Below are 12,952 nucleotides of genomic sequence, written 5' to 3' on the forward strand. Positions count from 1 at the left end.
GGCTGGTCGGGTTCGACAAACCAACCGGCAGGCGAGTGCTGGTTGCTCGGAAGAACCGTGGCAGGCATGCGCCGGTCGGGAGGTGGTCCACCGAACTGACGAGGGGCGTCACGCCGGGCGCGGCTAAGATCATCCACCGTGACGACGGCTCGCTACGTGCTCTTTCCCGGGCGGCACCACCTGCTGACCCAGTTTCAGGCCGACTATCTGCAGCGGCTCGTGGATGACGGCGCGGACACCATCGTGTGGGCGGTGACCTCGGCCAACCACGACAACACGAAGCGTAACCCCGTGCCCTATCACCGGCGCGAAGCGGCGATCGAGCGGTTCAGCGTGGTGACCGGCTTGCGGTCGGTCGTCGTGCCGGTTTTCGACACGGCGCCGACCGACCAGTTCGCTCAGGTCACGCTCAAGACCGTCACCGTGGCGACCGGGCTCGAGCTCACCCCGGCAGACACCGTTGTCGCCTGTTCGACGCCGCAGGTGGCGGCGCTGTACGAGAAACTCGGGTTTCGCATCGCGCTGGTCGAGGCCGACCCGGCGCTGGACGCGGTGCCGGAGCGTCCGTGGGATGTGCTGCTGCGGCTGGCCGCCGGCGACGAGTTGTGGCGCAAGCTTGCGCATTCGAGCACGATTGACGTGTTCGATCGCTATCGCCTGAGCGAAACCGTGCAGTCCGTGGTCAACGATCCGGTCGTCGGCGATGAGGGCGGCCTGACCGCGACGCGCGACTACCGGACGTACGTGGAAGCCTTCGCCGACGCCGCCGCGCGCAAATGGACCGCCGTGCGCCAGTACGTGCAGCCGGGACGCATCGTCGACATCGGCTGCGGCGCCGGCGCGGTGCTCGAACTGGCCGACCGGGACGACGCGCTGCACGAGAGCGACCTGATCGGCGTCGAGGTGGCCCGGCACCTGTACCAGGAATGTGTGCACAAGAAGGCGCAGGGCGTCTTCCGCAACGCCAATGTCTACTTCTACCAGCGCAATGTGCTCGGCGGCGCGGTGCTGCCGGACCGCTCGGTGGACACGACGCTGACGTTCGCGCTCACCCACGAGATCTGGTCGTACGGCAATCGCCGCGACTCCCTGCTGGCCTTCGCCCGCCGTATCCACGACCACACCGCCCCCGGCGGCGTCTGGATCAACAGCGACGTCTGCGGCCCCGGCGACCGCCTCCGCCCGGTCCGGCTCACGCTGCGGACCGACGACGGTGTCAACCCGGCCGAGCCCCGTACGGATTTGGCTGAGATGCCGTCAGCCGAAGTCGCCGCTTACGTGAGCGAATTGTCGACGCGGGCCAGACTCGCCCAGTTCGCGGTCGACTTCGCCTTCCCCTTCGAGTACGAATCCACCGGCGAAGGCGTTGTGCGGATCGCCCTGGGACAGGCCATGGACTTCCTGACCCGCAAGGACTACACCGACAACTGGCTGTCCGAGACCCAGGAACAGTTCTGCGGCCTCGACTTCGACGACTGGCGCACGCTGCTCACGGAAGCCGGCTTCGACATCGACCCCGCCTCCCACCCCCTGCGCAACGACTGGGTGATCGACAACCGCATCGCCCCCGCCGCGTCCCTGACCGACGACCAGGGAGCCCCGCTCGACTGGCCTTCCACCCACGCGATCATCGTGGCCCGCCGCCCCCACAACAGCTGACCCACGCCCATAACCGCTCGCGCGGTGGAGGGGCGCACTCGACAGGTTCAATGTCGAGAGGCCTGCAATGGGCCGACCCGTATGGACAGGCTCGCTGTCGAAAGGCTCGCTGTCGACAAGCCCGCCATGAACAGGGGCCGTATGCAACGCCTCGCTGTCGACAACCCCGCTATGGGACAGGGCCCGTATGGACAGGCCCGCTGCCGACAAGCCCGCTGCCGACAAGCTGTTGTGAAGAAGCTCGTGTGGACGGGCGTATGACGGATAGTTCAATCAGCTGGCGGTTGCCGTCACCAGGACGGCGTGCTGGCGTACGTGGAAGGCGCCCTCAGCGGCCACCTTCGCCGCCACGACCTCGCGGATGCTCGCCGTGACCTCGGCGGTGAGGGCCGCCGGGTTCCTGCTGGCGAGGTACCGGAGCACCGGCTCGGCGTTCGGGATCGCCAACTCGCAGGGATACCGGTCGACCACGACATCGCCGAAGAAGCAGCCGACGTACGAAGCGATGTTCTCGGCCGAGACGCCGTTGACCACCGACCGCTTCTTCGGTAGCAGCGCGTCGATCTCGGCCAGGTGATCGCGGCCGTTCACCGAGACCGCCAGCCGGCCGCCGCCGCGCAGCACCCGGGCGAACTCGCGCAGTCCGTCCTCCGGGTCGTCGAGGTGGTAGAGCATGTGGTTGGCGATGAGACCGTCGAAACTGCCGCCCGCGAACGGCAGCTCCACGGCACTCCCCCGCACCACACGAGCCCCCGCCACCGCCCGCAGCCCCTCGCACATGGCCGGCGAGCAATCGACCAGGGTCAAACCCGCCGGCGGCTGGATTCGGTTCCACAACGCTCCCGTGCCCGCACCCACCTCGACCACTCGGCCGTCCCGGGGCAATCGCTCTCCCGCCCACGAATACCAGTCCTGCGGATTCGTGCGGTAGTCGTAGATCGCGATCCGAGCGGCCAGGTTGCCGGTGGTCGACGCATACTGCGAACGAGCATGCGCGGAGGGAGTCGTCACGGCCGCATCGTAGGCCCGGCCCGCTCGCCGGCCGGGGCCCAGCAAACGACCGGCACGGCACCGAACGAACAGGCACGGCGAGCGGACGGCGCGGCACGGATCAGACGAACACGGCGAGCCCACGGCACCGCACAGCACTACACCGAGCAGACGAGCGGATACGCGCGGCAGGCGAACGGGGGCGGACGCTGCGGCGAACGAACAGGCACCGACGAGCGCCCGGCCCGGCGGATCAGCTCAGCCGGACCAGCATCTTGCCCGTGTTCTCGCCCCGGAGCAGACCGATGAAGGCGGCCGGCGCATTCTCCAGGCCGTCGACGATCGTCTCGCGGGCCTGCAGACGGCCCTCGCGCACCCACGGCCCGACCTCGGCCAGGAAGTCGGGCATCCGCCGGTTGTGGTTGCTCACGATGAAGCCGCGCAGGTTGAGTTCCTTGCCGATCGCCAGCGCCAGGTTGCGCGGCGCGGCCGGGGCCGACGTCTCGTTGTACGCGCCGACCGCACCGCACATCGCCACCCGCCCGTACTTGGTGAGCGAACCGATCGCCGCCTCCAGGTGGTCGCCGCCGACGTTGTCGAAGTACACGTCGATGCCGTCCGGCGCGGCCTGGCGCAACTGCTTGCGTACGGGGGAATCGCGGTAGTTGAAGGCGGCGTCGAAGCCGAGATCGTCCACGAGGTGGCTCACCTTCTCGGCCGAGCCGGCACTGCCGATCACCCGTTTCGCCCCGCGCAGCTTGGCGACCTGCCCCACCACGCTGCCGACCGCGCCCGCCGCCCCCGACACGAAGACCGTCTCGCCCGGCTTGAACTGGGCGATGTCGAGCAGACCGACGTACGCCGTGAAGCCGGTCAACCCCAGCACGCCGAGGTACGCCGACAGGTCAGCCGCCGCCGGGTCGACCACCCGCACGCGGGCCGCCTCGGTCACCGAGTACTCCCGCCAGCCCAGCCCGTGCACCACGAACGCCCCGACCGGCACGTCCGGCGACTCCGAGGCCACCACCTCGCCGACCGCCCCGCCCTCGAGCGGCGCCCCGAGCTGGAACGGTGGCACGTACGACTTCGCGTCGTTCATCCGCCCGCGCATGTACGGGTCGACCGACATGAAGACGTTGCGGATCAGCACCTGCCCCGGCCCGGCCGTGGGCATCGGCACGTCGGCGATCTCGAAGGTGTCGTCCGTGGGCCACCCGTCAGGCCGGGCGGCGAGCCGAATCTCTCTCACAAACGCCTACGGTACGGTGCGACGTGACCAGCACCATGCCGACAGCCAGCCTGTCGATCGACCAGCGGACCGGCATCCGCCACCTGATGGATCTCGCCTTCCTGGGCGGCTTCGACGACGACGACTTCGATCACGCGCTGGGCGGCCTGCACTTCCTGGTCGAGGAGCACGGCACACTCGTCGCGCACGCCGCCGTCGTCCAGCGCAGTTTTCTGCACGGCGGCCGCGCCTACCGCTGCGGCTACGTCGAGGCGGTCGCCGTCCACCCCGACCGGCGCGGCCAGGGCTTCGCCGCCGCGGTCATGAGCGCCGCCGAGTCCGTCATCGACCGGGCGTACGACCTGGGCGCGCTCTCCGCCTCGGCTGCCGGCCGCGGCCTGTACGTAGCCCGCGGCTGGCTGCCCTGGCTCGGCCGCACAGCCGTGCTCGCCCCCGACGGCCTGACGTTCACCGCCGAGGACGACGACAGCACCTTCGTCCGCCCGGTTCCCGGCGGTCCCGTGCTGGACCGCACCGGCACCCTCACCTGCGACTACCGCAACGGCGACGTCTGGTAGGCCGCGGGCAGCGCAATTCCGAAACGCGCACACACCAACGGCACATCATGCCGGTCCTTGTCCCGCGGCGCATAACCGGTGTGCCACCGCACCGACCATTCGGGCGCCTCGCACCGCACGGTCACCCCAGCGATGATTCCCGAGCCGTCCAGGGCCGCCGCCGGGAACGATTCCCCGGCCACCGCCGAGCCGTAATGAATGGTTCCGTCGGCGCGCGTCTCATAAATGTGCAGATCCATCCGGTGACGCCCGCCGTCGTGCACCACGAAATTCCACGGCTTGTCCCCCGGCCAGGGATGAATGCGGTCGACCCCCGCCGAGACCAGCGCCACCATGGCGTTCTCGAATTGCCCGGCCGGCAGCCAGACGTCCAGATCGACATGGTCCCGGGTCTGCTGTCCCAGCAGGGCGTCCACTCCCCAACCGCCGCCGACACACACGTCCACGCCGTGCTTGCCGAACACCTGCACGAGCCGGACGGCTTCGCCCGCGGTCATCAGATACGTCATCGGGTCAGCTCCAGCACCAGTTCGTCGTGAATCTCGATGCCGTGCGCGCCGACGAGCGGGATCGCCGGTTTGAGCGCCCGCGCCCGGTCGACCGCCCCGGAGTGGACGGCGACCAGGCGCAGCCCGCGACGCTGATAGAAGCGGAGCGCGTCCAGGTTGTCGTTCGTGGTGACGAGCCAGAGCCGCTCCGCCCCGGCCGCCCACGCCTTCTCGGCCGCGGCCGCCAGCAGCACGGTGCCGATGCCGGCGTGCGGCACCACGGCGTCGATCGTGACGACCTCGAGGCCGTCGGGGCCGATCGTGTACGTGAGCAGACCGACCGGGCCGCCGTCGCACCAGGCGAGCAGCGCCGGCAGGGCGGCCGCGTCGTAGCGGACCTCGTGCGCGACGACCACAGTGGTGCCCCACGACCCGGTGAGCAGCGAGACGACGGTCGGGCGGTCCGCCGGCCCCGCTTCGCGCACGATGATCTCCCCCATGGACGCGAGCCTAGACGGCCGCCAGGAACGGGCGGAAATGGTTTGCCACCTCGTCGGCGATCGCCTCGGCCGGGCGCGTTCCGTCCACCTCGATCACCGGGATATCCCATTCGCGCGCGCGTTCGACCGCGTCCAGGGCAAGCAGCCGGTCCCGCTCGATCCGGTTGCGGGACGCCATTTCCGGGTCGCTCACCTGGTGCCCGACGGCCATCGCCCGGGGCAGCCGGGCCGCCTGCTTCAGCCGCCATTCGTCGGTCGGCGCCATCACCACCATCCGGGCCGGATCGGTGACTGCCGCGACCAGTTCGGGCCGGCAACCCCAGCCGTCGACCAGAACCGGCCGGGGCGAGACGATGCCCCGCAGATCGTCGAGCACCCACTGGAACCGTTCCGGGAAGCCGGCCAGCACGGTGACCGCCATCTCGGCGGGCGTCGGCCCGATCCAGACCGATTCCCAGTCCGTCTCACCGTGGTATTCGCCGCGCCGGACCTGGGCGGCAACGCGCCTGTCCTCGTGCCCCCGTGCCGCATGAAAATCGTAGTGATAATGCGTCACGCCGAGCCGGTCGACGAGAATTCCCGCGACCGTGGTCTTCCCGGCCCATTGTCCGCCACAGATCCACAACGCATTCCGCACAGTTCCCTCAAGCGTCCATTCCACGGCCACCAAGTTGCCCGTTTTGCCCGCAAAAAACAAGCCTTGTTCTTTTGACGGGGAGCTGATTAATTAGTCTTAGGGGCAGGCTCCGGTGCAGAGGGCCTATGCATAGGACCCTTGCAGGCCCGGAACGCCCCCGCCTAGCGTCCCTGGCATGGCAGACGAATCCAGGGTAGAGAAGTCCGAGGTGGTGCTGACCGACGCCGCCATGATGCGGGCGATGGCTCATCCCCTCCGCATGCACATCGTCGGCTCGCTGCGGCTCGACGGCCCGGCCACCTCGGCGATCCTGGCCCGCCGTCTCGGCACCGACTCCGGTCAGACCAGCCACCACCTGCGCCTCCTGGCCCGGCACGGCTTCGTCATCGAGGCGCCCGAACAGGGTCGCGGCACGCACGGCCGCGAACGGTGGTGGAAGGCCGCCCACGAGTCGACCCTGTGGGCGGACGACGCCGACGCCGAGGAACTCGCCGCCGCGAACCGAGCCTCCCGCGCCGTCTACGACCAGGTGATCGACCAGTTCCACGCGGAAGCCGCGCACCAGCGCTGGAGCGCGGAGTGGCTCGACGCCGCCGCGACCTGCGACTACGTCATCCGCACGACCCCGAACGGCCTCCAGCGCCTCCGCGAGCGGATCGTCGAGGCGATCCGTGAGGCCGACGCCCCCGAACCCGGCGCCGAGACGGTGGTCGTCGTCCTGCACACCTATCCCCGGCGCGGTCGGCGATGACCAACCTGTGGCGCAACCGCGAGTTCAACCTGCTCTGGGGTTCGCAGTCGCTGTCCGACCTGGGCGACGGCATCGCCTCGCTCGCGCTCTCGCTGCTCGTGCTGGTGAAAACCGGCTCGCCGGTCAGCGCGGGCCTGGTCGGCACGGCCACACAGGCGGCGCGTCTGCTGCTGCGGCTGCCCGCCGGCGTCCTGGTCGACCGGGTCGACCGCCGGCACGCGCTGATCGCCTGTGACGCCGTACGTCTGCTGGTTTTCGCCGTCCTGACATTCTGTGTCATCACCGACCGCGCCGGGCTCGAGCTGATCCTGGTGGCCGCCGTCGTCGACGCCGGCGCGAGCGCGGTCTTCTCCACAGCCGAGGACGCGTCCCTGCGCAGCATCGTGCCGATCGGCCAGCTGCCGGACGCGGTCGCCCGCAACGAGGCCCGGTCGTACGGCACCGCGCTGGCCGGGCCTCCCCTGGGCGGCTTCCTGTTCACCCTGGGCCACGCCGTCCCGTTCGCCGCCAACTTGGTGTCGTATCTCGTGTCGATCGTGGCGGTCCTGTTCATCCGCAAGCCGTTGCAGGCGACACGCGAGGAAGAACCCCAGGCGTACGGCGCGGCTCTGACCGAAGGCCTCCGGTTCGTGCTGACGCATCCGTTCCTGCGCACGCTCATGCTCGTCGCCGCGCCGCTGAACTTCGCCATCAGCGGCGTCATCTTCACGGTGATCGTCGCCCTGCAACGCCACGGCACCACCCCGGCCGTCATCGGCCTGACCGAGACCGTCGTCGCCGCCGGAGGCCTGCTGGGCGCGTTCGCCGCGCCCGCCATCCAGCGCCGCCTGCGACTGGTGCCCCTGGTCCGCACGCTGTGCTGGACCGCCGCCGCCCTGCTGGCCACCGCCGCGCGGCTTCCGTCGAGCATCGCCGCCGCCGTCCCGCTGGGGCTGACCGTCTTTCTCGGCCCCGCGGCCAACGCCGCCCTCTTCGGCTACCAGGCCGCGATCACCCCCGACCGCCTTCAGGGCCGCGTCATCAGCGTCATCATGGTCGCCGCGACCTCACTGGCCGCCCTGGCTCCGCTGCTCGCGGGCACGATCCTGGCCTGGCGCGGCCCGGCCACCGCGATCCTGTTCTTCGCCGCCGCCGTCGCCGGTTCGGCCCTGATCGCCACCCTCGGTACCGGCCTGCGCTGGGCCGAGCGCCCCACCCCGGTATCGGCAGCCTAGGGCGTATCTGGTGGATCACGTGAGAGCGAGGCGAGGTCCAGATCTCGTCTGGTGGTGACCCGTGGAAGCCCTGCTTCCGGTGATGGAACCGGGCTTCGCGGGACGCCAGGCAGGATCTGGGCCTCGCCGCAGCCCCGCCTCAGCTACGAAACAGAACCTACGCACATCCGGTGGATCACGTGGGAGCGAGGCCGTCAGGCGCGAGCTGGGCCACGGCGCAGCCCGCGTGATCCGCCAGATGTCCCCAGCGACTGTTTCGGGCTGAGGCAGGCTGCGGCGCGGTTCAGATCTCGTCCGCGGTTGGCCCGGGAAAAGGTGTTGACCAGCACGTCGAGGTCGCCCGGCTCGACCATGCGCGAAGCCGGAACGCCACCCGGCGAATGCGAGCCACGCCACAGCAGGGCCCCCGGCTGCCAAAAAGGCGCCGGGGTTCGTTTCCTCGGCCATCCGCACAACGACGGACGTCAGCCCGCCGCGCGCCACTCGAGATATCGGCGCTCGGCCGCGTTCGCCGTCAGTTCCGCGGCTTTCCCGTACGCCGCTACGGCCGCTTCCTTCCGGCCGAGCCGCCGCAACAGGTCGGCTCGGACCGTATGCCACACATGGTGGCGTTCCAGCCCCTCGAGACCGTCGACGACGGCCAGCGCCAGGGCCGGCCCGTGCACCTCGGCCACCGCCACCGCCCGGTGCAACGCGACGACCGGCCCGCCCGCGACAGCCGTCAGGTGGTCGTAGATCTGGAGGATCTGCGGCCAGTCCGTCGCGGCCGCGGTAGCCGCGTCGGCGTGCACGGCGTTGATCGTCGCCTGCAACTGGTACGTCCCGGGCCGGCCGCGGCGCAAGCAGTCCCGCAGCAGCGCCTGACCCTCGGTGATGTGATCGCGGTTCCAGAGTGTACGGTCCTGATCCGCCAGCAACACCAGGTCACCCTCCGCGGTCGCCCGGGCGGGCCGCCGCGCCTCGATCAGCAGCATCAGGGCGAGCAGGCCGCGCGCCTCGGGCTCGTCGGGCATCAGCGCCACCAGCAGGCGGGTCAGCCGGATCGCCTCACCCGCGAGGTCGTCCCGGGTCAGCCCCGGCCCCGAACTCGCCGCGTACCCCTCGTTGAAGATCAGATAGAGCACCGCCAGCACCGCGCCGAGCCGGTCCGGCAGGTCCTCGTCGCGGGGCACCCGGTACGGGATGCGCGCGTCCCGGATCTTGCCTTTGGCCCGCGACAGCCGCTGCCCCATGGTGGCCTCCGGCACCAGGAACGCCCGCGCGATCTCGCCCGTGGTCAGCCCGCCCAGCAGCCGCAACGTCAGCGCCACCCGTGCCGCCGGCGCCAGCGCCGGGTGACAGCAGGTGAAGATGAGCCGCAATTGGTCGTCCGCCATGTCCTCGACCCGCTTTCCCGTCGCCCCACCGCCGGCCAACGCCTCGGACTCGGCCGAAACGGCGACCCCGGCCGCCCATTCCCGCACCGCCGCCGCCTCCCGGCCGCTCCGGGTCGATTCGCGGCGCAGCCGGTCGACCGCCCGGTTCCGGGCCGTGGTGATGATCCAGCCGGCCGGGCTGGGCGGGACGCCGTCCTCGGCCCAGCGGGGCAAGGCCGCGGCGAACGCCTCCTGCACGGCCTCCTCGGCGAGGTCGATGTCGCCGAAGTGCCCGACGAGGACGGCCACCGCCCGGCCGTACTCCGCCCGGTAGACCTGCTCGATCCCGTTCTCGGTCACGCGATCGGACGGACCTCGATCGCCAGCGGCGCCAGCACCGCCGCCACCCGGGCACCCCAGCTCAGCGCCTCGTCGAGGTCGGTCGCCCGGATGACGGTGAAGCCGCCCAGATGCTCCTTGCCCTCGGTGAACGGGCCGTCGGTGAGCACCGCGTCCCCGTCCCGGTCGCGGACGACGGTCGCCGTCGACGGCGGGTGCAGTCCCACGGCGAACACCCAGGCCCCCGCGGCCTTCATCTCGTCGTTCAGCTTTCCCAGCTCAGCCATGATGGGCTCGAGCACCTCGGGCGGCGGCGGATCACCGTCGGGCTGGTAGATGCTCAGCAGGTACTGCTTCATCGCTCCTCCTCGTGGCTACTCATTCACCACCTACACGAATGAGCGCCCCCGCTTTCGACACCCCACAGCGAGGCGAGGACCGTCAGAGCCCGGCGTGGTAGGCGAGCACCCCCCGGTTGATCGCGGTGATCGCCTTGCGGGCCGTGTCGCGCAGGCTCTCGGAGGCGGCCGACGCCTCGCGCAGCTGACCCAGCAGGTCGAGCACCTGGCGCGCCCAGCGGACGAAGTCGCCCGCGGGCATGTCGGCGTCGTAGTTGTGCCCGCTCGCCAGCACCTTGGCCAGCGGCTCGCCCCGCGCCCAGCGGTACATCGGCCAGACGAAACCGGGATCGGGCTCACGGGTCAGGGTGAGCCCGTGGTCGGACTCGTCGCCGGCGACCTCGCCCCACAGCTTGCCGCAGGCGTCGACGGCCTCGGTGATCGCGCCCTTGGGCACCGAGGCGCGGTCGTCGGTCTCGCGGCGCGACTCGTAGAGCACCATGGACACCGCGGCGGCCAGCTCGTCGGGGGCCAGACCGTCCCACACGCCGTGGCGCAGGCACTCGGCCACCAGCAGGTCGGCCTCGGACCAGATGCGGCCCAGCATGCGGCCCGGCTCGGTGACCTCGCCGGCCTCGGTGAGATAGCCGCGCTCGGCCAGCACCGCGCAGACCTGGTCGAACGTGCGGGCCAGCGAGCTGGTGCGCCCGGCCACCTTTTCGCGCAGGGCGTCGGTGTCGCGCAGCAGCCGGTGCCGCCGCTCGGCCCAGCGGGCGTGGTCTTCCCGCTCGGGGCAGGCGTGGCACGGGTGCTGCCGCATCTGCACCTTGAGCAGCGCGATCTCGGGGTCCTCGCCGGTGCCGCCGCGTGAGCGGCGCCGGCCGTTGCCGTGCCGGTCGTGCCCGGTGGCGCTGATCTGGGCGGCCAGGTCGCGGCGGGCGGCCGGTGAGCGCGGATTGAAATGCTTGGGCACGCGGACGCGCTCGAGCACCTCGGCCTCGCCCGCGAAGTCGGCCGGGCTGACCCGGCCGGCCCACCTGTCCTGCGTGAGCACCAGAGGGCGGGGCTCGCCGAACCCACCGCTCGGTGCCTCGAGCACCACGGCCAGCCCGGCGCGGCGGCCCTGCGCCACCCGGATGACGTCGCCCACCCGCAGCCGCTCGAGCGACGTCACCACCGCCGCCCGCCGCTGCGCCACCCCCTGCCGGGCGTTGGCGCGTTCCCGGTCGGCGATCGCGATCCGGATCGCGAAGTACTCGTCGAAGTCGCCGTAGTGGCAGGCCTCGTCGTTGGCGTAGGACTCCATGGTCTCGACGTTGCGCTGCACCTGGCGGGCCAGGCCGACCACCGAGCGGTCGGCCTGGAACTGGGCGAACGACGACTCGAGCAGCTCGCGGGCCTGGTCGGCGCCGACCGAGCCGACCAGGTTGACCGCCATGTTGTAGGACGGGCGGAACGAGGACCGCAGCGGGTAGGTGCGGGTGGAGGCCAGGCCGGCGACGAGACGCGGGTCGACCTCGGGGCTCCACAGCACCACGGCGTGCCCCTCGACATCGATGCCGCGGCGGCCGGCCCGGCCCGTGAGCTGGGTGTATTCGCCGGGTGTAAGGTCGACGTGGGCCTCGCCGTTGAACTTGACCAGGCGTTCGAGCACGACGCAGCGGGCCGGCATGTTGATGCCCAGGGCCAGCGTCTCGGTGGCGAAGACCGCCTTGACCAGGCCCTGGACGAAGCATTCCTCGACCGCCTCCTTGAAGGCAGGCAGCATGCCGGCGTGGTGGGCGGCGATGCCCCGCTCGAGACCGTCGAGCCATTCCCAGTAGCCCAGGACCGACAGGTCTTCGCGCGGGATGGAAGCCACCTTGGCCTCGGCGATGGTGCGGATCGCGGCCCGTTCCTCGGCGCTGGTGAGCCGCAGCCCGGCGCTGAGGCACTGCTGCACGGCGGCGTCGCACCCGGCCCGGCTGAAGATGAACAGGATCGCCGGCAACAGGCTGGCGCGTTCGAGCCGGTCGACGACCTCGGCCCGGGGCGGGGGCTGCCAGCGTTTCGACCGGCCGCCGCGACCCGGCCCGTACGACCGGTCGGTCATCTCGAGCCGGCGCTGCATCTCGCGCGTGTAGCGCAGCAACTCGGGGTGCACGTCGTGCTTCCGGGCCGCGTCGGCGTCGTGGAACAGGTCGAACATGCGGCGGCCGACCAGCATGTGCTGCCAGAGCGGGACGGGCCGGTGCTCACTGACCACGACCTCGGTCTCGCCCCGCACGGTGACCAGCCAGTCGGCGAACTCCTCGTAGTTGCTGACCGTGGCCGACAGCGACACCAGGGTCACCGAGGACGGAAGGTGGATGATCACCTCTTCCCAGACCGCGCCGCGGAACCGGTCGGCCAGGTAGTGCACCTCGTCCATCACGACGTAGGCCAGGTTCTTGAGCGCGGGCGAGCCCGCGTAGAGCATGTTGCGCAGCACCTCGGTGGTCATCACGATCACGGGCGCGTCGCCGTTGATGGCGTTGTCGCCGGTCAGCAGGCCGACCTGGTCGGGGCCGTAGCGCTCGACCAGGTCGTGGTACTTCTGGTTGGAGAGCGCCTTGATCGGCGTCGTGTAGAAGCACTTGCGCTCGCCGGCGCGCAGCGCGAGGTGAACCGCGAACTCGCCGACCACCGTCTTACCGGCGCCGGTGGGGGCGCACACGAGCACGCCGCTGCCCCGTTCGAGCGATTCACAGGCGGAACGCTGGAAATCGTCGAGGTCGAAGCCGACGTCGAGCATGAAATCCTCGAGCGCCGGAAACTCGGCCACCCGGGCCGCCCGCCGCTGGGACGCTGCGTATCTTTCGGCGGGACTCGTCATGACCACAAGCGTAGGTCGTGG

General features: G+C 70.9%; 12 protein-coding genes. 4 read left to right on the forward strand and 8 right to left on the reverse strand.

Going from position 1 to position 12,952, the window contains the following annotated elements:
• Positions 1-138 precede the first annotated feature (138 nt).
• Complete coding sequence (locus LXN57_RS08330) at positions 139-1,659, forward strand: class I SAM-dependent methyltransferase (protein ID WP_251797438.1); 1,521 nt, start codon at positions 139-141, stop codon at positions 1,657-1,659.
• A gap of 273 nt (positions 1,660-1,932) precedes the next feature.
• On the opposite strand, the gene LXN57_RS08335 is transcribed toward LXN57_RS08330, so the two are convergent.
• Positions 1,933-2,670, reverse strand: coding sequence for a class I SAM-dependent methyltransferase (locus LXN57_RS08335; RefSeq protein WP_251797439.1), 738 nt, complete (start codon positions 2,668-2,670; stop codon positions 1,933-1,935).
• Between the two features lie 232 nt (positions 2,671-2,902).
• Positions 2,903-3,898 (reverse strand): NADP-dependent oxidoreductase, encoded by a 996-nt coding sequence (locus LXN57_RS08340; RefSeq protein WP_251797440.1) that lies wholly within the window; start codon positions 3,896-3,898, stop codon positions 2,903-2,905.
• A gap of 35 nt (positions 3,899-3,933) precedes the next feature.
• On the opposite strand from LXN57_RS08340, the gene LXN57_RS08345 reads away from it, so the two are divergent.
• Complete coding sequence (locus LXN57_RS08345; RefSeq protein WP_438872853.1) at positions 3,934-4,455, forward strand: GNAT family N-acetyltransferase; 522 nt, start codon at positions 3,934-3,936, stop codon at positions 4,453-4,455.
• Here the strand turns inward: LXN57_RS08345 and LXN57_RS08350 are convergent.
• From LXN57_RS08350 to LXN57_RS08360, 3 genes are read right to left on the reverse strand one after another with little or no spacing between them, the layout of a single operon-like run.
• Positions 4,431-4,964 carry a nucleotidyltransferase domain-containing protein gene (locus LXN57_RS08350; RefSeq protein ID WP_251797442.1) on the reverse strand — a complete coding sequence of 178 codons (534 nt, stop codon included), beginning with the start codon at positions 4,962-4,964 and terminating at the stop codon, positions 4,431-4,433. The genes LXN57_RS08345 and LXN57_RS08350 overlap by 25 nt on opposite strands.
• Entirely contained in the window at positions 4,961-5,443 is a 483-nt protein-coding gene (locus LXN57_RS08355; protein WP_251797443.1) for a GNAT family N-acetyltransferase, read from the reverse strand. The genes LXN57_RS08350 and LXN57_RS08355 overlap by 4 nt, the downstream gene beginning before the upstream one ends.
• A 10-nt stretch (positions 5,444-5,453) precedes the next feature.
• Positions 5,454-6,104 (reverse strand): hypothetical protein, encoded by a 651-nt coding sequence (locus LXN57_RS08360; RefSeq protein ID WP_251797444.1) that lies wholly within the window; start codon positions 6,102-6,104, stop codon positions 5,454-5,456.
• A 151-nt stretch (positions 6,105-6,255) separates the two neighbouring features.
• Between LXN57_RS08360 and LXN57_RS08365 the strand changes: the two genes are divergently transcribed.
• Together LXN57_RS08365 and LXN57_RS08370 are read left to right on the forward strand one after the other, a co-directional pair.
• Complete coding sequence (locus LXN57_RS08365) at positions 6,256-6,831, forward strand: winged helix-turn-helix domain-containing protein (RefSeq protein ID WP_251797445.1); 576 nt, start codon at positions 6,256-6,258, stop codon at positions 6,829-6,831.
• A complete protein-coding gene (locus LXN57_RS08370) occupies positions 6,828-8,045 on the forward strand; it encodes an MFS transporter (RefSeq protein WP_251797446.1) in 1,218 nt (405 codons plus the stop codon). The genes LXN57_RS08365 and LXN57_RS08370 overlap by 4 nt, the downstream gene beginning before the upstream one ends.
• Positions 8,046-8,509: 464 nt before the next feature.
• Here the strand turns inward: LXN57_RS08370 and LXN57_RS08375 are convergent, their stop codons facing one another.
• The 3 genes from LXN57_RS08375 to LXN57_RS08385 form a co-directional block, all read right to left on the reverse strand.
• Positions 8,510-9,760: an RNA polymerase sigma factor gene (locus tag LXN57_RS08375; RefSeq protein ID WP_251797447.1), complete on the reverse strand. Its 1,251-nt coding sequence runs from the start codon at positions 9,758-9,760 to the stop codon at positions 8,510-8,512.
• The gene (locus LXN57_RS08380; RefSeq protein ID WP_251797448.1) at positions 9,757-10,098 is read right to left on the reverse strand and encodes a YciI family protein; all 342 of its coding nucleotides are present in this window, start codon (positions 10,096-10,098) and stop codon (positions 9,757-9,759) included. The genes LXN57_RS08375 and LXN57_RS08380 overlap by 4 nt, the downstream gene beginning before the upstream one ends.
• Before the next feature lie 82 nt (positions 10,099-10,180).
• Positions 10,181-12,931: a DEAD/DEAH box helicase gene (locus tag LXN57_RS08385; RefSeq protein ID WP_251797449.1), complete on the reverse strand. Its 2,751-nt coding sequence runs from the start codon at positions 12,929-12,931 to the stop codon at positions 10,181-10,183.
• Between the last annotated feature and the right edge of the window lie 21 nt (positions 12,932-12,952).

Source organism: Paractinoplanes hotanensis (assembly GCF_023717965.1).
Lineage (GTDB): Bacteria > Actinomycetota > Actinomycetes > Mycobacteriales > Micromonosporaceae > Actinoplanes > Actinoplanes polyasparticus.